The organism is Kitasatospora sp. NPDC001225, from assembly GCF_053597855.1.
Map to the genome: position 1 here is coordinate 24,066 of NZ_JBSFJC010000075.1, position 18,748 is coordinate 42,813.

The window sequence follows — 18,748 nt, forward strand, 5'->3', positions numbered from 1 at the left end:
CGACCGTCCCGGGCGCCGGCGGTGCCGCTACTTCTGCCAGCCGACGGTCTCGGGCAGCGGGCTGTAGAAGATGGCGGCGCCGACGTTGGCGAGGCCCTTGCGGATGCCGTAGGTGGAGGGGCCGCTGTAGAGCGGCAGCAGGGAGTACTGCTGGAGGGCCTTCTGCTCGACCTCGTTGACGGCCGCGATCTGCTGGCCGAGGTCGGCGATCTCTCCGGTGGCGCGGATCTCCTTGTCCAGTTCGGGGGTGCCGGCTCCGGTGATGTTGGAGTCGCGGTCGGAGCAGTAGAAGTCGCACAGGTACCGGGCGCCGAAGGGGTCCGTCGAGCGGTTGCCGGAGATGAACAGGTCGAAGCGGCGGTCGCTGAGGACCTTGGAGAAGTCGTTCTCGGAGACCTTGTTGACGTCCACCTTCACGCCGACGGCCTTGAGCATCGCGGTGAACGCACTGGCGGTGGCCTTCTCGATGGGGCCGTCGCCGAGCAGGGTGTAGCCGATCGCGAGCTGCTTGCCGTCCTTGGCGCGGATGCCGTCGGCCCCGGGCTGCCAGCCGGCCGCGTCCAGGGTCCTGCGCGCCTGCTCCGGGTCGTACTTCAGCACGGAGGCGACGTTGTCGCGGTAGCCCTGCTGGAAGCTGTAGAGCACCGACGAGCCGGGCAGCGGCTCGGTGTAGTCGAGGCCCTGGAACCGGATCTTCGCTATCTGGGCGCGGTCGATGCTCTCCTGCACGGCCTTGCGGACCTGGACGTCGCCGAGCAGCGGGGACTTGGTGTTGAGGTACAGCGAGTACTCGAAGGGGCTGCCGCCGCTGCGGATCTCGGCGTCCTTGACCGTCTTCACCTGCTTGAGGTTCTCCGCCGTCCCGACGGGGGCGTAGTCGAGTTCGCCGTTCTTGAAGGCGTTGATCGAGGCGGCGCTCTCCAGGTTGACGTAGACGCGCTTGTCGAGCTTGCCCGGCCGGCCCCACCAGGTGGGGTTGCGCACGAAGGTGATGTTGCCGGAGTGGTCGTCCCAGGTGCCCACGGTGTACGGCCCGGTGCCCCATTCGGGGTGGGCGGTCTTGACGTACGCCTTGTTGAAGTTGTCGACGGTGGCGGCCTGGGGGTGCAGGAAGGTGGTGAACAGCGCGGACCAGGAGGCGTTGACGCCCTTGAAGGCGATGACCGCCTGCTTGTCGTCCGCGCCCCGGGTGACGGAGGTGATGCGGTCGTAGCCGTCGGTGGAGGAGGCCGCGTACTCCTTGTCGGAGCCGTTGTTGGCCTTCCAGGTGGCCTCGATGGCCCGCCAGTCGATCGGGGTGCCGTCGTTGAACACGGCCTTGGGGTTGAGGGTGATGACGACCTTCTGGTCGCCGCCCTCGACGGAGACCTTCACGTCGCTGTAGTAGTCCGGGTTGTACTGGACCTCGCCGGTGGGCGAGTAGGTGATGGCGTCGGCGTTGTACCAGGACCAGACCCGCAGCGCGTTCAGGGTGCCGTTGACGTTGAACGGGTTGCCCTGCTCGTCGAAGGTCCCCGCGGTGGTGTAGGTGCCGCCGTCCTTGATGTTCTCGTACGGCTGGGGGTTGTAGTCGGTGACGGAGGACGCGACCTTGGCGGCGTTCTTGGCGTCCTGCCCGGGGGAGGCGCCGGTGGATCCGCCGGAGGGGGACGAGGAGGAGCAGGCGGTGGCGGCGACCGAGACGGCCGCGGCGAGCGCGAGGGGCAGGGCGAGCTTCCGACGCATGGGGTGTCCTTGGTGGGATTCGGTGAGACGGGGAAGAGCGGGGGGCGGGGGTCAGACCGCGTGGCAGGCGTACCGGTGGTCGGAGCCGTCCGGGGCGCCGACGGTCGCCGGCCGCTCGGTGCGGCAGCGCGTGCGTACGGCCTCGTCGGCCTCCCGGTGGAGCGGGCAGCGGTCGACGAACACGCAGCCCTGCGGCAGCCGGGCGGCGCTGGGCTGCTCGCCCGCGAGGACGATGCGCTCGCGGTGGCGCTCGCGCTCCGGGTCGGGTACCGGGACGGCCGACAGCAGGGCCCGGGTGTACGGGTGCCGGGGCCGGGCGAAGATCTCCTCGGTGGCGCCGGACTCGACGACGTGTCCGAGGTACATCACCGCGACGCGGTCGGAGAAGTAGCGCACCACGGCCAGGTCGTGCGCCACCACGAGGTAGGCCAGGCCCAGTTCGCGCTTCAGCCGGGCGAGCAGGTTGATGATCTCGGCCTGCACGGAGACGTCCAGGGCGGACAGCGGCTCGTCCAGGACCAGCAGCCTCGGCTCGCGGGCCAGGGCGCGGGCGATGCCGACGCGCTGGCGCTGGCCGCCGGACAGGGCGGCGGGGAAGCGGTCGCCCATGGCGCGGTCCAGGCCCACCAGGTCCAGGAGTTCGGTGACCCGGGTGCGGACGGCGGTGCGGTCGGCGCCGGCGGCCTGGAGCGGTTCGGCCAGCAGGTCGAAGACGGTCAGCCGGGGGTCCAGGGCGTCCGTCGGGTCCTGGAGGACGATCTGCACGTGGCGCCGCAGCTCGCGCACCTCGGCGGCCGAGCGCAGCGTGGCGACGTCGGTGCCGGCCACCTCGATGCGGCCGCCCTCGGGGGCGCGCAGCCGCAGCACCTCGCGCAGCGTGGTGGTCTTGCCGCTGCCGGACTCCCCGACCAGGGCCAGGGTTTCGCCCGCGCGCAGTTCGAAGCCGACGTGGCTGACCGCGTGCAGGGTGCCCACCCGGCGCTTGAGCAGGGCGCCCTTGGTGACGGGGAACGTCTTGACCAGGTCCTCGACGCGCAGGACCACCTCGCCGGCGGTCCGCTCGGCGGGGCCGGCCGTCGGCACGGGCGGGGCCGCCCCGACCGGGTCGAGGCTGCCGTCGGCGATCTCCCGGGCGCGGTGGCAGGCGGCGCGGCCGGGCCGCCCGGCCGGCGCCGGTGCGTTCAGGTCCGCTGAGGTCAAGTCCGGTGCGGCCAGGCCTGGTTCGGTGGTCCGGCACACGTCCACGGCCACCGCGCAGCGGGGTGCGAAGGGGCAGCCGCCGGGCAGGGCGACCAGGGACGGCGGCTCCCCGCCGACCGGGACCAGGGGCCGCGGGACACCGCTGTCCACGGTCGGGACGCTGGCCAGCAGGCGGGCGGTGTAGGGCATCGTGGGACGGCGGAAGAGCTCGTCGACGCCCGCGTGCTCGACGATCCGCCCGGCGTACATGACGGCGACGTCGTCGGCGTGGCCGGCCACCACGCCCAGGTCGTGGGTGATCAGGACGAGGCCGGCGCCGGTCTCGCGCTGGGCCAGGCGCAGCACGTCGAGGATCTGCGCCTGGACGGTGACGTCCAGCGCCGTGGTGGGCTCGTCGGCGACGAGCACCGAGGGCCTGTTGGCGATGGCCAGGGCGATGACGACGCGTTGGCGCATGCCGCCGGAGAACTCGTGCGGGAAGGACTTGGCGCGTTCGCGCGGGTCGGGGATGCCGACCAGGTCGAGCAGTTCCACCGCCTGCTCCCAGGCGTCCTTCCGGGACAGCTCCCGGTGCACGCGCAGGGCCTCGGAGAGCAGCCGGCCGACGGTGAAGATGGGCGTGAGCGCGGACATCGGGTCCTGGAAGACCATGCCGATGTCCTTGCCGCGGACCCGGGAGAGCTCCTTGTCGTCCATCGCCGCCAGGTCGCGGCCGCCCAGCAGGATCCGGCCGCCGATCCGCGCGGTGGGCGGCAGCAGGCCCATGACGGCGAGGGCGGTGGCGGACTTGCCGGAGCCGGACTCGCCGACGATGCCCAGGGTGCGCCCGGGCAGCAGGTCGAAGTCGACGCCGCGCACGGCCTCCACCGGCCCGGCCTCGGAGGGGAAGGAGACGCTCAGGCCGCGTACGGACAGGACGGGTGCGGGCCCGGCGGGGCCGGTCGCGGGCCCGGTGCGGGGGGCGGGTGCGAGGGTCATCGTCGGGCTCCTGCCGCGCCGGTGGTGGACGTGGGGTCGAGGGCGTCGCGCAGGCCGTCGCCGACGAAGGTCATCGAGACGGTGAGCAGGACGGTCAGCCCGGCGGGGAAGGCGAAGAGCCAGGGGGCGCTGGTGATGGTGCCCGCGCCGTCGGCGAGCATCGTGGCCAGCGACACGTCGGGGGTCTGGACGCCGAAGCCGAGGAAGGACAGGGCGGTCTCGCTGAGCACGGTGGAGACCACGCCCAGGGTGAGGTTGACGATGAGCAGGGAGCCCAGGTTGGGGATGATGTGGCGCAGCACGATGCGCAGGGGGCGCACGCCCATGTACTCCGCGGCGCGCACGTAGTCGCGCTCGCGCAGGGACGTCGACACCGACCAGACCACGCGGGCGGTGGACATCCAGCCGAACACCGTCAGGACGAGGATGAGGACCCGCCAGTCGCCCGCCAGCCGGTGCGAGACCAGGGCGAGGACGAGGAAGGACGGCACGACCAGCAGGAAGTGGATGAGGGCGAGGGTCGCCTTCTCCACCCGGCCCCCGACGTAGGCGGCGCCCGCGCCCACGACCGCGGCGAGGGCGACGGTCAGCAGGGACACGGTCACCGCGATCACCAGCGAGCGCTGGAGGCCGTGCACGGCGGCGGCGTAGACGTCGTTGCCGCCCTGGTTGGTGCCGAACCAGTGCTCGGCGCTCGGGGCCTGGGTGAGGGCGGAGAAGTCGGTGTCCGCGAAGCCGTACGGGGTGAACAGGCCGCCGAGCGCGCTGAACAGCACGAGCAGCAGGAAGATCACCACGCCGGCGACGGCGGTCCGGTTGCGCAGGAAGCGGCGCAGGTAGAGGCGGCGCCGGCCCAGGTAGCGGCCGTCGTGCTTGTCGTGCTCGGCGGCCAGGACACCTTCGGCGGCCGCGTCGGGACCCACAGGGGTCACATCGGGACTCACGGGGGTCACAGGGGTGCTCATCTCAGCTCACCCGCACCCTCGGGTCGAGGAGGACGGTGGCGATGTCCGCGAGGATCGCGCCGACCGCCGTCAGGGCGGCGGCGAACGCGGCGGTCGCCACGGTGCCGTGCACGTCGTTCTTGCTGATGGTCTGGATGAAGTACTGGCCCATGCCGTTCCAACCGAAGATCGTCTCCGTGAGCACCGCGCCCGTGAACACCGCCGGGATGCCGAAGGCCACGGACTGGGCGGTGGGGATCAGCGCGGTGCGCAGGGCGTGCCGGCGGATCGCCTGGGCGCGGGTCAGCCCGGTGGCCCGGGCGGTGCGCACGAAGTCGGAGCCGATGACGTCCAGCAGCAGCGAGCGCTGGGTGAGGTGGTAGCCCACGTACCCCGTCAGGGTCAGGGTGATCGTCGGCAGCACCAGGTGCAGCAGCCGGTCGCCGACCGTCGCCCAGAACCCCTCCACGCCGGGCGAGTTCTCGCCCGCGACGTACAGGAAGTGCCAACCCGCCTGCTCGTTCAGCCGGATGGCCAGCAGCACCAGCGCGAGGGCGGCGATCGACACCGGGACGTTGAACAGCGCCATGGACAGGGCCTGGGCGGCCCGGTCCCGCCAGCCGTACTGGCGCGAGGCGGTGTGCACCGCGAGCGCCACACCGACGACGACCGACAGGACCGTCGCACCGGTCACCAGCTCGGCGCTGACCAGGGAGCGGTAGCCGATCTCCCCGTTCACCCGCACCCCGACCGGGGAACGGCCCCAGTCGAAGCGCAGGAGCACCCCGGTCAGCCAGTCCCACCAGCGGTGCAGCAGCGGCTCGTGCGGGTCCAGGTTGTACGGGGCCAGGGCCCGGGAGATCTGCTCCTCGGTGCGGACCGGGCGCAGCTCCTTGAAGTTCGAACGCGGGTCGAGGAACCAACTGGCCAGGAAGTAGGTGGCGTTGGTGGCCACGGCGATCACCAGGAACCAGCCCGCGGCCCTGCGGGTCACGTACCGGAGCACGGACGCCACCTCCCCACCGGATGCGACGGGTACGGCCGGGGAGCGCCGGGTCTGGGGGAGTTGGGCATGCGGGTGGAACTTCCTCGATCCAAGGGGTGGTTGCACGACCGTGCAGAGGCCAGTCTGTGTGCGAGCGACACCCGGCACCAGGGACCAGGGCAAGTGGACACGAACACGAAACGCGCCCGCAGCACATGGACGCGTTCGCGTCACAATTCGTCGAATCCGCAGGTCGCAGGGGCCGCGGCGGCCACCGGTCCGCGCCGACGCCGAGCGTCGGCGGGCGCGCCGCCGGCGGCGGACCACCCGCCGCCGGGAAACAATCACGCCATGGACAAGGACATCACCCGCACGGTGGACGCCCTGTGCGAGGCCGACGACGCGGACGTCTCCGTGCTGCGCGCCGAGGTCGAATCGCGGGTCGCCACCGGCGAGTTCGACTGGGCCGGCGGCCTCGCGGCGGAACTCGCCGCCCGCACCGCCGCCGGACGGGACCTTCAGGGGCACTGTGCCGCGGCCCTGTACTGGACACTGAACGCCCTGGCCGCCCGCCCGGGGCCGCAGAGCCTGCGCGCCCTGGTGCGCGTGCTGGACTCGCCGCACCCCGGCGTCTCCCCGCGCTACCTGGCCGCGGTCGTCGCCCACGGGCACCGCATCGAGGACATCGCCGACGAGGTCTTCGACCGGGCACCCGAGACCGCGGACGCGCGCGAGTTCGCGGCCTGCCTGCTCCACGAGACGGTGCTCGTCTCGGACGCGGTCAACGGCTACCCCGCGCTGCGCGCCTTCGCCGACACCCTCCTGGCCGAGGGCCACCCGCTCGCCGTACTGCCGCTGGCCCTGCTGCCCGAGGAGCACGGGCTGCGGCGCCCCGCGGGAGCCGCCGACGACTGGACCTGGACGGTCCCGGCCGTGTGGCCGGAGCCGGGCGACGCGCTGGAGACCACGCCGGCGACGCGGCAGCGGGCGGCCGCGGCCGAACCGACCGAGACCGGCGTACCCGCCACGACGGAGGCCATGGGCGCGGCCGTCGCCCACTGGCTCGCCCAGTCCAACGGCAAGCTCGCCGCCCAGGAGTTCTGGCTGCCCGACCCGGTCACCCCCGAAGACCTCCCGGCACTCCTCGCGCTCCTGCCACTCACCCCCTGGCCGCCCGGCCAGACCCCGGCCCGGCTCCACCCCTCCGACCCCGACCTCGCCCTGCGGACCCTGCTCACCGCCGCCCTGCGCGCACCGGCCTACGGCCACGGCAACTACGGCGCCTACGGCAGACTCGCCGCCTGGCGCTCCCTGGCCGCCCTGACCGGCACCCCCGCCGACGCGCCGATCACCCGGACCGCCGACCGCGTGCGCCAGACCACCTGGCTCCGCCTCGGCACCGCGTCCGCCCCCTGGTTCCACAACGTCGCCTGGGACCTCGCCCTCGCCGCCCTGCACCCCGACGGCCGACACCTCGCGGTCCTGGCCGCCACCGACACCGACTGACCACGCGCCACCCCGGCCGCCAGCCCCGCGACCGCAACCCGGCCTCCCCCCCCGGCCGAGTTCGGGGATCCACCGGACGAACGTCGGTGCACCCCTCCTCGGACCGCAGGGCGGGTGCGGCGCCGGTCCACCGGCCGCAGTGCCAGGCCGGTGACCAGCCAGGCGACCAGGGCGGTGAACAGGGTGGCGCTGGGCAGCACGTAGCGGGTGAGGAGGCCGGTGGCCCGGGCCTCGGCCTGGTCGGCGGCGGTGGGGTCGACCAGCGGGTAGCCGGTGACGCGCTGGTCCGGCAGGCCCTCGATGCCGGTGTACTGCCGCAGGGCCTCGGAGGTGGCCGGGGCGGTGGCCCGCTTGATCAGGGTGACGTCCCGGTCGGCGGAGCGGCATCGGAGCGCCTCGCGGTCTCGGGCACCGACGGTCACTCAGCCTTCGGCCGCCTCAGGTCCATCGACCACCGCGACAACTGCTCGACCGCACTCCAGGTCAGGCCCACGCACGGATCGGTGTCGACCAGCAAGGTCGCGGCCGCGCGGCCGTCGGCCCAGGCCCGGGCCTGCGGTGTCAGCGCATCGTCCACCCAGGCCGCTGCCCGTTCTCCGACGAAGGCCGCCACCGCCGGCACCTTCTCACACGGTTCGAACGGCTTGGGTGGGAAGAAGACGACCGGCAACCGTTCCAGCCCCAGGAACGGCGCGAGGATCTCGTTCGCTTCCTCTTCCCAACCCGTCGCCCAGACGATCTCGAAGTGCTCGGCAAGTCCGTTCAGCCACCGCCCGTGGACCCGGTTCAGACGCACCGGCTCCTCATCGGGGAAGAACCCGTACCCCTGGTAATCCGCCGGGCACACCGCCGCGGCGAACGGGTTCAGCACCCCGTCGACGTCCAGAAGCAACAATGGCAGGTCGGCAGTCACGACGACTCATCCTGCCGCCGTAGGACCCCCGCCACAACGGGAAGCGACCGCCGCGAACGCGGGAAACGATCCACCACCTGTACATGTGCGGGGTGGTGCGGCCTTGTCCACCCGACCTGGAGGAGCGGCGTCTGCCTCGGACACCACGCAGACGACAAGCTCCGGCTTCATGCCCGAATCCCGCGGCAGGCGTGCGGCGCCGCCACGGTCCGGGCTCCACGTGCCCCGGTTCCCGCCCCCGCCGCTTCCGCAGCCTCCGCGTCGGCGATGCGGCCGCGCACCATCGCGTCCATGACCGCCATGTACCGCTGCGTGCGGGGGCCGCCGAGGAGGAAGGGGTTCGCGGCGCCGGGCGGTTGGTGCCGCAGCTGTTCGGCTCGTTCGAGGCCGTGGTCGTTCGGGTGGTTGGAGAGCTCGACCTCCACGTTCGTCCGGCGCATGACGGCCCGGAAGGAGTGGACGGAGGCGAGGAGGGTGCGCAGTTCCGCCACCGTCGAGGGCGGGTTGAGGCCGCCCCACAGCATCGCGCTGTGGTACCGGCCGCCCGCCCGGACCGGGATGACCGGGGACACGGTGCCGGGGGTGTGGCCCGGGGTGTGGTGCAGCTCGATCGTCGTGCCGCCGAGGGTGAGCTGTGCGCCGTCCGCGATGTCGAGGTCGCGGACGGGGGCGTCGGCGGGACGGGTGCGGGCGAGGAGGTCCCAGTCGGCCGGGGACATGTGCACGCGGGCGCCGCAGCGGTCGGCGAGGGTCTGGGCGCCGCCGAAGTGGTCCGCGTGGCCGTGGGTCACGACGATGTGCCGGATCGCCGCCGGGTCGGCGCCGACCGCCCGCAGCCCGGGGACGACGACGCCCTCGGCATCGGCGGGTGAGGTGAGCGCGTCGATCAGCACGATGCCGTCGTCCGTCAGCACCGCCATCGCCGAGACCCAGCCCGCGCTCAGCAGCACCAGGTTGTCGAACAGCTTGACGGGCGCGGGCGCGGGCAGCGGGGGAAGGACGGAGCCGGGTGTCAGCGCCGTCACCAGGGCCCGCAGCACGGGGTCGTCGGCGGCGAGGCGGCGGGCGCGGTCGTAGTGCGCGCGGCCGGCGGACGACGCCTTCACCGAGGAGGGGGCGGCGGCCGAGGCCGTGCCCGGAAGGGCGGCCGGCGCGGCCCCGGCGGCGAGGCCGAGGACGGCGAGCTGGGCGAGACGGCGCCGGGTGAAGTCGGCGTCCGTGTCGGCCCGGCGGGTGGGTCGGATCATCGCGGTCGGGGCTCCTGGTCGGTCGGGAAGGGGCGCTCCTTCGGGAGGGGATGCTCCTTCGGGACGGATGCGGATACGGTCGTCAGCCGAGGGCGCTGACGACGGTCTTCGTCGCCTGGGCGATCAGGGCGTCGTCGGAGGTGGCGTCGGCCTTGCCGCGGTCGGTCAGGACGACGATGACGATCGGGGCGCGCCCGCCCGACGGCCACGCCACGGCGACGTCGTTGCGGGTGCCGTAGCCCGCGTTGCCGGTCTTGTCGCCGATCCGCCAGTCGGCGGGCACCCCCGCGCGGATGTACGGGCCGCCGGTCGTGTTGCCGACCAGCCAGTCCGTCAGCAGCCCGCGCCGGCCTTCCGGGAGGACGTCGCCGAGCACGTAGCGGCGCAGGTCGGCGGCGAGGACGCGCGGCGTGCTGGTGTCGCGGGTGTCGCCCGGGGTCGCCTCGTTGAGGGTGGGTTCGGTGCGGTCGACGCTGGTGGTCGAGTCGCCCAGGTCGCGCAGGGACTGCTGGACGGCCGCCGGGCCGCCGAGTTCGGCGAAGACGAGGTTGGCCGCGGTGTTGTCGCTGTACTGGATGGCGGCGGCGGCCAGGTCACGCAGCTTCATGCCGGTCGCCACGTGCTGCGAGGTGATCGGTGCCCACGCCAGCACGTCCTCCTGGCGGTAGGGGACGACCTTGTCCAGGTCCGCGTCGGAGGCCTTGCGCAGCAGGGCCCCGGCGGCGAGCGACTTGATCGTGGACGCGAACGCGAACCGCTCGTCGGTCCGGTGGACGACCTCCCGGCCGCTGCCGGTGTCCACCGCGTACACGCCGAGCCGGGCGCCGAACCGCTGCTCGAGTTCCGCGAAGGCCGCGTCCGCCGCGGCGGCGGAGGCCGCCCCCGCCGCTGTCGTCGCCGCAGTCGCGCCGGTGGCCGCCGCCGTCGAGGCGCCGTCCGCCCGGCCGCACCCGCCGACCAGCGCGGCCACGAGCAGGGCCACCGCGGGCAGCGCGACGCGGGTACGGGTACGGGTGCCGGTACGGCGGAGGTCGGGCGTCATCAGTGGTCTCCCCAGGTGGTTCGTGTCATCACGGTCGCGCCCCGCGGGGGTGGTCCACACCGCCGCGATCCGCGCGATCACGCTCAGCTAAACAGGCCGCGGACCTCCCAGTCCAAGACCGCAATCGTGAAGTGAGCGATAAGAAAACGCCTATGATTACTGGCCATGGACCTGCTGGGGCACCTCCGCCACTTCCGCGCCGTCGCCGAGGAACGGCACTTCGGCCGCGCCGCCGAGCGTCTGCGGATCGCCCAGCCCTCGCTCTCCCAGCGGATCCAGCGCCTCGAACGCGAACTCGGCGTGACCCTGTTCGACCGCGGCCCGCGCGGCGTCGACCTCACCCCGGCGGGCCGGCTGCTGCTCGCCGAGGCCGAGGAGACCCTGGACAGCGCCGCCCGCCTCCTCGCCACCGCCGCCGACCTGCGCAGCGGACGGGCCGGCACCCTGCGCGCGGCCGTCCCGCCCGAACTCGGGCCGGCCACCCTCGCCGCGCTGCTCACCGGCTTCGAGACCGCCTCCCCGGGCACCCGGCTCGAACTGCGGGAACTGCCCGTCGCGGCCGTGGTGCGCGAACTCGCCCAGCACACCGTCGACGTCGCCGTCGTCCGCCACCCCTGCCCGGCCGACGGACTGGCCTTCGGCCCCGTCCTGCACCAGCCGCTCGGCGCCCTGCTCGCCGCCGGCGGCCCGCACGCCGACCGCCCGGAGCTCGCGGTGGCCGACCTGACCGGCCTGCGCCTGGTCCTCTTCCCGCGCGCCACCGCCCCGGCCCTGTACGACGAGGTCCTCACCACGCTGACCAGGCACGGCTGCACCCCTGAAGCCGTCGTCGACCCGCCGGGACCGGACGTCGCGGGGGCGCTCGTGCTCACCGGCAGCGCCATCGCCCTGGTGCCGCGCACCACACCCCCACCGGGTACAGTCTGGCGTCCGCTCACCGGCACCCCGCTGGCCTGGCGGACCTCCACGGCCTGGCCGACCGGGCGGGGCGGGCCCGCCGTCCGGCTGTTCGCCCAGGCCGCCCATGAGGCGCTGACCGGACCCGGCGGCCTGCTGCCCCAGCCGCCCCACCGCCCCCCGCTCTACCCCCGGCCCGCAATGGAGTTCCCGCTGTGACCAGCGACCGCACCACAGCCGACCACCCGGCCGCCGAGCACCCGCACGCCGACCGCCCGGCCGCCGACCGGACCCCGCACGGCCGCGCCGCGCGCACCCGCATCGCCGCGGCCTTCGCCGACGCCGGCGTCACCGGCCGACTCCACGCACGCGACCTCGACACCGGCGCCGAGATCGGCCTCGGCGCCGACACCGCCGTCTCCACCGCCAGCGTCCACAAGCTCTGCCTGCTCGTGACGCTCTACCGCGAGGCCGCCGCCGGACGGATCGACCTCACCCGGCAGGTCGACGTCCCCGCCGCCGGCCGCACCCCCGGGTCCACCGGCCTCGGCGCCATGCTCGACGACGCCCGCCTCTCCCTGCGCGACCTCGCCTACCTCACCGCCGCCGTCAGCGACAACACCGCCGCCGACACCCTGTGGGACCGGATCGGCCTCGACACCGTCAACCGCACCATGGCCGACCTCGGCCTCACCCGCACCGTCGCCGTCCACAAACTCCGCGACCTCATCGCCGCCCTCGCCGAGGACACCGGCCCCGACTCCCCGGTCGACCCCGCCGTCGTCGCCCGCCTCAGAGTCCTCGACCCCGCCTTCACCAACCACAGCACCCCCCGCGACATGACCACCCTGCTCGCCGCCCTCTGGCACGGCGACGCCTGCCCCGGCGACCACGGCACCGCCCTGCGACGCCTCCTCGGCCTCCAGGTCTGGCCCCACCGCCTGGCCTCCGGCTTCCCCTACGACGACGTCCGCGTCCACGGCAAGACCGGCACCCTCCCCACGCTGCGCCACGAGGTCGGCGTCGTCGAATACCCCGACGGCGGCCGCTACGCCCTCGCCGTCTTCACCCGCGCCGCCGCCACCACCATCACCCTGCCCGCCGCCGACGCCGCCATCGGCACCGCCGCCCGCCTCGCCGTCGACGCCCTCCGGGCCCAGGCGGCAGCCGGCCGGGCGCACTGACCGGCGCCCCACCGGCCAGGGCAGTGGCTTCGCCGCAGGCCCCTGCGGCACCGCTGCCGCGCCACCCGCGTCCCGGCCTCCGCCATCGCGCACCCGTCGGCGGTCGCCTGACGGCCCGTGCGCCGAAGGGCGTCCCGACCCGGGCCCGAGGGCCGCGCCGCCAACGGCACGACGGGCAGGAGGAAGGCGACGGCCCACAGCCACGGGTGCCGCCACCGCGTGCGCCTGGTGCCGGTCACCGTCCCCCCGGGGGGACTCGTGACCACCAGGGTCGGGAATCACGCCGCCACGAAACCGCGGCCCACGGGGAATCGCGTGACAGCCGACAGCCGACAGCCGTCAATCCGGTCGACCCCCTCCTCACGCGTACCGGGGAAAATCCGCCCCTTCACCGGCCACGCACCGTGCCGGAGCGCTACGTTGACGGCCGCCGACCATGGGGAGAACCGCTGACATGACCATCGACAGGGCCGCCCTCGACAGCGCGATGAAGGCGGTCGTCGCCGCCGCGCACGCCGACGACCCGGCCGCGCTGTACCAGGCCGTGATGCCGCCGGCGGGCACGGACACGCCCCCGGCCGAGGTCACCGCCTGGTTCGGGACGCTCCTCATCCACCTGGCGCTCTCCGCCGCGACCACCTCGAAGCTGGAGCGCGGCTGCCCCCGGGAGGCCGTCTCGGGGTGGATCGGGGAGACGCTGGGCCCGCCGCCCACCCCGGCGCTGCTGCGCGCCGCGGATCCCGGTCGCATCGACCATGCCGAAGCGGTGAGCGCCGCCGCGGACTACTCCCGGTGCCACGAGTACACCGTCGACCTGATCCGGCTGGGACTGGCCGAGCCGAACGAGGCACCGGACGAGCGGGGCGTCGACGCCCACTGCGCGGCGACGAACGACAGCAGGACGCGGATCACCGTGATCGCGATGCTCGGCCGCCTCGCCCCCGTCCCCGGCGGGCGGGTTTGACGCCGCCGGCCGGCGTCCCCACGGGGTTTCGCGGGCCGAAAAAAAATCCAGGCCCACCTGCAACCTCCGTGCCCCCCGCACGTCTGATGAGTGAGCGGCCGGAAACCGGAACCGGCCGCCGACGCATCACTCAGTCACCAGGTGTACTTCGTGCTGCCCGGACGCGGTCTCGCCCGCGTGCCGGAGCGGAAATCCAGGGGGAATTCGCATGCGCAAGAACAACCGTGTCCTGAACCAGGCCCGTCGCCTCGCCCCGGCGGTCGCGCTCACCGCGGCACTGGTCGCGGGCGGCGCCGCGACGGCCGCCCCGGCCTTCGCCGCCACCGGCTCCCACCCCGTCTCCGGTGTCGGCATCTTCGGCAACGTCGCGCCGGGCAAGGAGTCGCCCACCGAGAACGGGGCCGCCGGCGGCGTCTCCGGCATCGGCATCTCCGGCAACGACGTCGCGTCGGGCAAGGGGTCACCCACCGCGAACCGGTGAGCAACCCGGACGGACTGCCGGTCGGCGCCGTTCCCGCGGCCTTCGCCCCGGCCCGGCGCCGTCGCCTGGTCGACCGTCCTTCCGTTCACGGCCTGTCCGGTGCTCCGGACAGGCCGTGAACGTTCAGCGTCGTCAGGGGCCAGGCAGGACGGCGTGCTCGTGCCCCGGGGACGACGGTGTCGGCGGTGTCGGCGGGGTGAAGCCGAGGGAGGTCAGCAGGCCGACCGCCGCGTCGCGGTAGTGGGCGGGCAGTTCGCGGTAGATGGCGAGGGCCTCCTCCCAGGAGCGCAGGGCGTCGGCGTCGCGGCCGAGCGCCTGCTGGGCGGCGGCCAGGGCGGTCAGGGAGTTGGCGCGCTGGTCGACGTATCCGGTGATGGTCCGGCCGACGGCCAGCGAGCGCTCCAGGTGGACCAGCGCCTCCTCGGGGCGGCCGGCGGCATAGCGGGCCATGCCGACGACGTTCAGGAGGCTGCACTCCGGGACGCCGCCCAGCCGGCGGATCTCCGGTGCGAGCAGCCGCTCGGCCAGGGCCTGCGCCTCCTCGGCCCGGCCGAGCATCAGGAGGCTGCTGGCGAGGTTGGTCTCGCACAGCAGGACCGTCCACCGGGCGGCGCCCGGACCGTCCGCGGCCAGCAGGCGCAGGGCGCGTTCGAAGTGGTCGGCCGCCCCGGCGTAGTCCGCGCAGTTGAAGTGCGAGACCCCCAGGCTGGCCAGCACCAGTGCCTCGACGGCCCGGTCGCCGGCCGCGCGGACGAGCCCCAGGGCCTGCTCGTAGTGCCGGCGGGCCTGCGGCAGGTCGCCCGCGGAGCCCCAGGCGTGCCCCTGGTCGTTCAGGCTGAGGCCCAGGGCGAGCGGATCGTCGAGCCGGCGGGCGGCGGCCACCGCGGTCCGGCTCACGGCCAGGCGTTCCGCGTGCGGCCCGGTCCGGTGCAGGTAGGGCCACAGCAGTGAGGGGAGCTTCCAGGCGACGTCGTCGTCCTCGTGCTCGAAGGCGTGGGCGGCGGTGGCCAGGAGGTTGGCCCGCTGCTCGTCGCACCACCGCAGCGCCTGGGCGGGGTCGGCGAAGGTGACGATGCCCAGGCCCCGGGGCGGCGGTGGCAGCGCCACGTGGGGCCGCCCCGGCACCAGCGTCCGGGTGGCGGCACAGGCGTGGTGGAGGCACCACGCGTACCAGCGCTCCAGGCAGAGGCGGCGGGAGCGTCGGCTCTCCTGCCGCGTGCCCTGCTCGGCGGCGAACAGGCGCAGCAGGTCGTGGAAGCGGTAGGTGTCGGCGCGGTGCTCGGTGAGGAGGTGGACGTCGGCCAGCCGGCGCAGGACCCGCGCGCCGGTTCCGCGCTCCAGGCCGCCGAGCACCTCGGCGACCGGCGCCGACAGGTCGACGGCGGGGCTCGTCGCGAGCAGCCCCAGCAGGCGTCGGGCGGGCTCGTCGAGCGCGCGGTAGGAGAAGGAGAAGGCCGTGCGCAGGCAGGCGGACCGGTCGTCGCCGTCCGCGCTGAGGACGTCGAGCCGGTTGCCGGCGAGTTCGGCGGCGAAGTCCGTGAGGTCGTGGTGCGGGCGGTCGCGCAGCCGGGCGGCGGCGAGCGCGACGGCCAGCGGGAGGTGGCCGCAGGCGTCGAGCAGCCGGGCGACGGCCTGCTCCCGGGCCTCGACGCGTTCGGCCCCGAGCACCCGGCGCACCAGGGCGCGGCCCTCGTCCGGGCTGAACTCCGCCAGCTCGATCCGCTGGGCGCCCTCCCGTACGACGAGGCCGGTGAGCCGCTCACGGCTGGTCACGAGGACCGCGCAGCCCCCGGCGCCGGGCAGCAGCGGACGGACCTGCGCGGCGTCCAGGGCGTTGTCCAGGACGATCAGGACCCGCCGGCCGGCCAGCGTGGACCGGTAGAGCGCCGCCGTCTCGTCGAGCCGGGCGGGGACGTCCTCGGCCGGCACGCCCAGGGCGCGCAGGAAGGAGCCCAGGACGGCGTGGGGGTGCTGCGGGCCGGTGGACGACCAGCCGTGCAGGTCGGTGAAGAGCTGGCCGTCGGGGAAGCGGTCCCGGGTGCGGTGGGCCCAGCGCAGCGCCAGGGCCGACTTGCCGGCCCCGGGGGCACCGGTGACGAGCGCGATGGCCCCGGGGGCCGGGGCACGGCCGCCCGGCCCCCCGGGGCCGACCAGGTGGCGTCCGATGGCGCGAAGCTGAGCCTCGCGGCCGACGAAGGCGGGTGACTCCCAGGGGAGTTGGGCGGGACGCGGCAGGGGCCGCTGTACCGCGGCGGCCGGCCGCCTCGATGCGGCGGGCTCGCGGGGCGGGGCCGGGTTCGGCGCGCCGGAGCCCAGCAACTCCTGCTGGAGGCAGCGGAGTTCGGGCGAAGGGTCGAGGCCCAGCTCCCGCGCGAGGTCGGCCGCATACCGCCGGTACGCGGCCAGGCCCTCCGCCCGGCGCCCGCTGCGGAGCAGGGCCGTCAGCAGGTGCCGCACCAGGCCGTCGCGCAGGGGAGTGGCCCCGACCAGGCCGATGAGCTCCGGGACGATCCGCTCGTGCCGGCCGGCCGCCAGTTCCAGCTCGAAGAGCCGCTCCAGGGCGGCCATCCGCTGCTCCTCCAGGCCCGCGGCGATGGTGGCGAGGGCGCGGCCCGGCAGGCCGTCCAGGGCGGGGCCGCGCCACAGGTCCAGGGCCTCGCGCAGCAGGGGCGCGCCGTCGGCACCCGCACGGGCGGCGGCGTCGACCCGGGCGGTGAACTCCCGCGCGTCGACGCGGACCCCGTCCGCGGCGAGGAGGTAGCCCGGCCCGTCGGTACGGATCGGTGAAGGGCGCCGCGGGCCGGGCGAGAGCGCGCGGCGCAGCAGCCCGACCATGTTCCGGACCTGGCGGTCGGCGGTGGCGGGCGGGCACTCGTCCCACACCGCGTCGACGATCCGGGGCACGGACACCGTCCGGCCGACGTGGGCCACCAGCACGGCCAGGAGCGCCTGTTGGAGCCGGCCGCCGACGGCGAGCGGGCCGGAGTCCCGGGCCCGCACCTCCAGTGCTCCCAGGATCCTGAACTCCACCCCATGGCCTCCGACGATCGAACGGTGCCGTGCGTCGTCCTGCGCCCCGAGCCCCAGTGACGGGTGCGGCAGGGCCATCCTCGCCCGGGCGCGGCGGCGTGTCCATGGCGCCCTGGACGCGGCGCCGCGCTCCGGGGCGCCCTCCCGCGGCGTGATGGGGTCGTGAGGAATTCATGACGGCCTTGCGCAGGATCGTCACCGGGCCGGACGGCATCCCCCACGACGGACCGCCCCACCGCCCGCACCCGCACCCGCACCGGCACGGTTCCGGCCGCAGGGGTGCGGCCCATCCACCAGAGCACGGAGGAGAACAGATGACCCTCGTCCACCGGCCCCGCCGACGGACGGCGACGGCCGCGGCCGCCGCCACGATCATCATGACCCTGCTGGAGATCGGGGGCATCGGGGCCGGCACCGCCCACGCCGGCACCCGCCCGCCGACGACGAACTGCAACCCCGCCGTGGACCAGACCTGGCTGGACGTGACGTCCCTCCAGGTCGACCCCGTCGTCACCGACTTCCTCGCCGTCTACGTCGCCCCGGGAACCACCGGCCAGCGCACCGAGACCCTGAGCCGGGTGGACTCCGTCACCACCGTCGTCAACCGCAGCACCGAGATCAGCGCCTCGGCGAGCGTGCTCTTCGTCAAGATCGAGGCCAAGGTCGGCTTCTCCGTCCAGAAGACCACCTCGACCACCACCAGCACCACCGTCTCGACCACCTGGAACCTCAACCAGCCCGGCTACTACGGCCTCTACCGCGGCACCCGCCGGGTCCAGGGCGAGTACGCCAAGTTCGTCTGCGCCCAGACCGGCCCGACCACCGGCGTGTGGATCAACGCCTTCCCGGACGGCGGCGGAGGGAGCTTCACCACCTACGAGCTGCCGGAGATCGGCAGCGTCAACTGCGCCCAGACCGAACCGGCCGGCACCCTGCGCCGCACCGCCCAGATCCGGCTCTCCTGCTGACCCGCCCACCCCACACCACGACGGAGGAACCCATGACGAACCCGCTACGGCGCCGGACGACGGGCGCCCTGCGCACGCTCGGCGCCGGCATCCTGGCCGCGCTGGCCGGCGGCACGCTGCTCGCCGCTCCCGCGTCCGCCGACACCCCGCCGAAGTTCGGCTGGTCCGACTGGAACGGCTGGAGCTGCTCGGGGTACTACCGGATCAACACCCCGGCCGGGCAGGTCCTCGACATGAGCCAGGGCGGCACCTTCTTCGACGGAGCGCTCATCCAGTACCCCTGGAACGGCCAGCGCAACCAGCAGTGGGGCCTGTGCCGGTGGCCGGGCGCCCCCCGAGGACACCAGCAGCTACGTGCTGCGCAACCGGCAGAACGGCGACTGCATCGGCAGCTACAACAGCGGGAGCGTGGACGCCTCCTGGATCAGCGTGTTCGACTGCTCGGGCGACATCGGCCCCAACCAGAAGTTCTGGAAGACCGTGGACCCGGCCTCCGGCGCCTTCGTCCTCAAGCTGCAGCACTCCGGCAACTGGCTCGCGGTCGCGGAGGCCGCCAACGCCAACTCCATCGTGGCCCAGTACTCCTACCGGGCGACGGCCTTCACCCTGCAGCAGCTGAACCCGTGACCCCCCCGCCCGCCGGCCCGAACACCGGCCGGCGGGCGGCCCCCGGGGAGGGAGGGG

15 protein-coding genes are annotated in these 18,748 nt (G+C 74.4%); 7 read left to right on the plus strand and 8 right to left on the minus strand.

Annotated elements, in window-relative coordinates:
- Nucleotides 1-27: 27 nt before the first annotated feature.
- The 4 genes from ACWDCZ_RS24275 to ACWDCZ_RS24290 are packed head-to-tail and all read right to left on the minus strand — an operon-like array spanning nucleotide 28 to nucleotide 5,853.
- On the minus strand, nucleotides 28-1,725 hold the full coding sequence (locus tag ACWDCZ_RS24275; protein WP_388048406.1) for an ABC transporter family substrate-binding protein: 1,698 nt from the start codon (nucleotides 1,723-1,725) through the stop codon (nucleotides 28-30).
- Nucleotides 1,726-1,776: 51 nt separating this feature from the next.
- Nucleotides 1,777-3,903 (minus strand): dipeptide ABC transporter ATP-binding protein, encoded by a 2,127-nt coding sequence (locus tag ACWDCZ_RS24280; protein ID WP_449816941.1) that lies wholly within the window; start codon nucleotides 3,901-3,903, stop codon nucleotides 1,777-1,779.
- Entirely contained in the window at nucleotides 3,900-4,847 is a 948-nt protein-coding gene (locus ACWDCZ_RS24285) for an ABC transporter permease (protein ID WP_449816951.1), read from the minus strand. The genes ACWDCZ_RS24280 and ACWDCZ_RS24285 overlap by 4 nt, the downstream gene beginning before the upstream one ends.
- Before the next feature lie 22 nt (nucleotides 4,848-4,869).
- Complete coding sequence (locus tag ACWDCZ_RS24290) at nucleotides 4,870-5,853, minus strand: ABC transporter permease (RefSeq protein WP_449816942.1); 984 nt, start codon at nucleotides 5,851-5,853, stop codon at nucleotides 4,870-4,872.
- Between the two features lie 330 nt (nucleotides 5,854-6,183).
- Between ACWDCZ_RS24290 and ACWDCZ_RS24295 the strand changes: the two genes are divergently transcribed.
- Complete coding sequence (locus ACWDCZ_RS24295) at nucleotides 6,184-7,338, plus strand: DUF6183 family protein (RefSeq protein WP_449816943.1); 1,155 nt, start codon at nucleotides 6,184-6,186, stop codon at nucleotides 7,336-7,338.
- 418 nt (nucleotides 7,339-7,756) lie between these two features.
- Here the strand turns inward: ACWDCZ_RS24295 and ACWDCZ_RS24300 are convergent, their stop codons facing one another.
- From ACWDCZ_RS24300 to bla, 3 genes are all read right to left on the minus strand, one after another.
- Nucleotides 7,757-8,251, minus strand: coding sequence for an HAD domain-containing protein (locus ACWDCZ_RS24300; protein WP_449816944.1), 495 nt, complete (start codon nucleotides 8,249-8,251; stop codon nucleotides 7,757-7,759).
- A 167-nt stretch (nucleotides 8,252-8,418) separates the two neighbouring features.
- Nucleotides 8,419-9,498, minus strand: coding sequence for an MBL fold metallo-hydrolase (locus tag ACWDCZ_RS24305; RefSeq protein ID WP_449816945.1), 1,080 nt, complete (start codon nucleotides 9,496-9,498; stop codon nucleotides 8,419-8,421).
- A gap of 82 nt (nucleotides 9,499-9,580) precedes the next feature.
- The gene (gene bla, locus ACWDCZ_RS24310) at nucleotides 9,581-10,540 is read right to left on the minus strand and encodes a class A beta-lactamase (protein WP_449816946.1); all 960 of its coding nucleotides are present in this window, start codon (nucleotides 10,538-10,540) and stop codon (nucleotides 9,581-9,583) included.
- Nucleotides 10,541-10,705: 165 nt separating this feature from the next.
- On the opposite strand from bla, the gene ACWDCZ_RS24315 reads away from it, so the two are divergent.
- The 4 genes from ACWDCZ_RS24315 (at nucleotide 10,706) to ACWDCZ_RS24330 (ending at nucleotide 14,066) form a co-directional block, all read left to right on the plus strand.
- A complete protein-coding gene (locus ACWDCZ_RS24315; RefSeq protein WP_375876100.1) occupies nucleotides 10,706-11,656 on the plus strand; it encodes a LysR family transcriptional regulator in 951 nt (316 codons plus the stop codon).
- Between the two features lie 101 nt (nucleotides 11,657-11,757).
- Nucleotides 11,758-12,621 (plus strand): serine hydrolase, encoded by an 864-nt coding sequence (locus tag ACWDCZ_RS24320; RefSeq protein ID WP_049649268.1) that lies wholly within the window; start codon nucleotides 11,758-11,760, stop codon nucleotides 12,619-12,621.
- 454 nt (nucleotides 12,622-13,075) lie between these two features.
- On the plus strand, nucleotides 13,076-13,585 hold the full coding sequence (locus ACWDCZ_RS24325; protein ID WP_449816947.1) for a hypothetical protein: 510 nt from the start codon (nucleotides 13,076-13,078) through the stop codon (nucleotides 13,583-13,585).
- 208 nt (nucleotides 13,586-13,793) lie between these two features.
- Nucleotides 13,794-14,066 carry a hypothetical protein gene (locus ACWDCZ_RS24330; protein WP_449816948.1) on the plus strand — a complete coding sequence of 91 codons (273 nt, stop codon included), beginning with the start codon at nucleotides 13,794-13,796 and terminating at the stop codon, nucleotides 14,064-14,066.
- 132 nt (nucleotides 14,067-14,198) lie between these two features.
- Here the strand turns inward: ACWDCZ_RS24330 and ACWDCZ_RS24335 are convergent, their stop codons facing one another.
- Nucleotides 14,199-17,096 (minus strand): AfsR/SARP family transcriptional regulator, encoded by a 2,898-nt coding sequence (locus ACWDCZ_RS24335; protein WP_449816949.1) that lies wholly within the window; start codon nucleotides 17,094-17,096, stop codon nucleotides 14,199-14,201.
- Between the two features lie 314 nt (nucleotides 17,097-17,410).
- Between ACWDCZ_RS24335 and ACWDCZ_RS24340 the strand changes: the two genes are divergently transcribed.
- A complete protein-coding gene (locus tag ACWDCZ_RS24340; protein WP_049649252.1) occupies nucleotides 17,411-18,064 on the plus strand; it encodes a hypothetical protein in 654 nt (217 codons plus the stop codon).
- 354 nt (nucleotides 18,065-18,418) lie between these two features.
- Complete coding sequence (locus tag ACWDCZ_RS24345) at nucleotides 18,419-18,691, plus strand: RICIN domain-containing protein (protein ID WP_449816950.1); 273 nt, start codon at nucleotides 18,419-18,421, stop codon at nucleotides 18,689-18,691.
- The last annotated feature ends 57 nt before the right edge of the window (nucleotides 18,692-18,748 follow it).

Excerpts from the sequence above, each read along its gene's own strand:
- ACWDCZ_RS24275 (WP_388048406.1), bottom strand. The coding sequence starts at position 1,725 with ATGCGTCGGAAGCTCGCCCTGCCCCTCGCGCTCGCCGCGGCCGTCTCG.
- ACWDCZ_RS24280 (WP_449816941.1), bottom strand. The coding sequence starts at position 3,903 with ATGACCCTCGCACCCGCCCCCCGCACCGGGCCCGCGACCGGCCCCGCC.
- ACWDCZ_RS24295 (WP_449816943.1), top strand. The coding sequence starts at position 6,184 with ATGGACAAGGACATCACCCGCACGGTGGACGCCCTGTGCGAGGCCGAC.
- ACWDCZ_RS24305 (WP_449816945.1), bottom strand. The coding sequence starts at position 9,498 with ATGATCCGACCCACCCGCCGGGCCGACACGGACGCCGACTTCACCCGG.
- bla (WP_449816946.1), bottom strand. The coding sequence starts at position 10,540 with ATGACGCCCGACCTCCGCCGTACCGGCACCCGTACCCGTACCCGCGTC.
- ACWDCZ_RS24315 (WP_375876100.1), top strand. The coding sequence starts at position 10,706 with ATGGACCTGCTGGGGCACCTCCGCCACTTCCGCGCCGTCGCCGAGGAA.
- ACWDCZ_RS24325 (WP_449816947.1), top strand. The coding sequence starts at position 13,076 with ATGACCATCGACAGGGCCGCCCTCGACAGCGCGATGAAGGCGGTCGTC.
- ACWDCZ_RS24330 (WP_449816948.1), top strand. The coding sequence starts at position 13,794 with ATGCGCAAGAACAACCGTGTCCTGAACCAGGCCCGTCGCCTCGCCCCG.
- ACWDCZ_RS24340 (WP_049649252.1), top strand. The coding sequence starts at position 17,411 with ATGACCCTCGTCCACCGGCCCCGCCGACGGACGGCGACGGCCGCGGCC.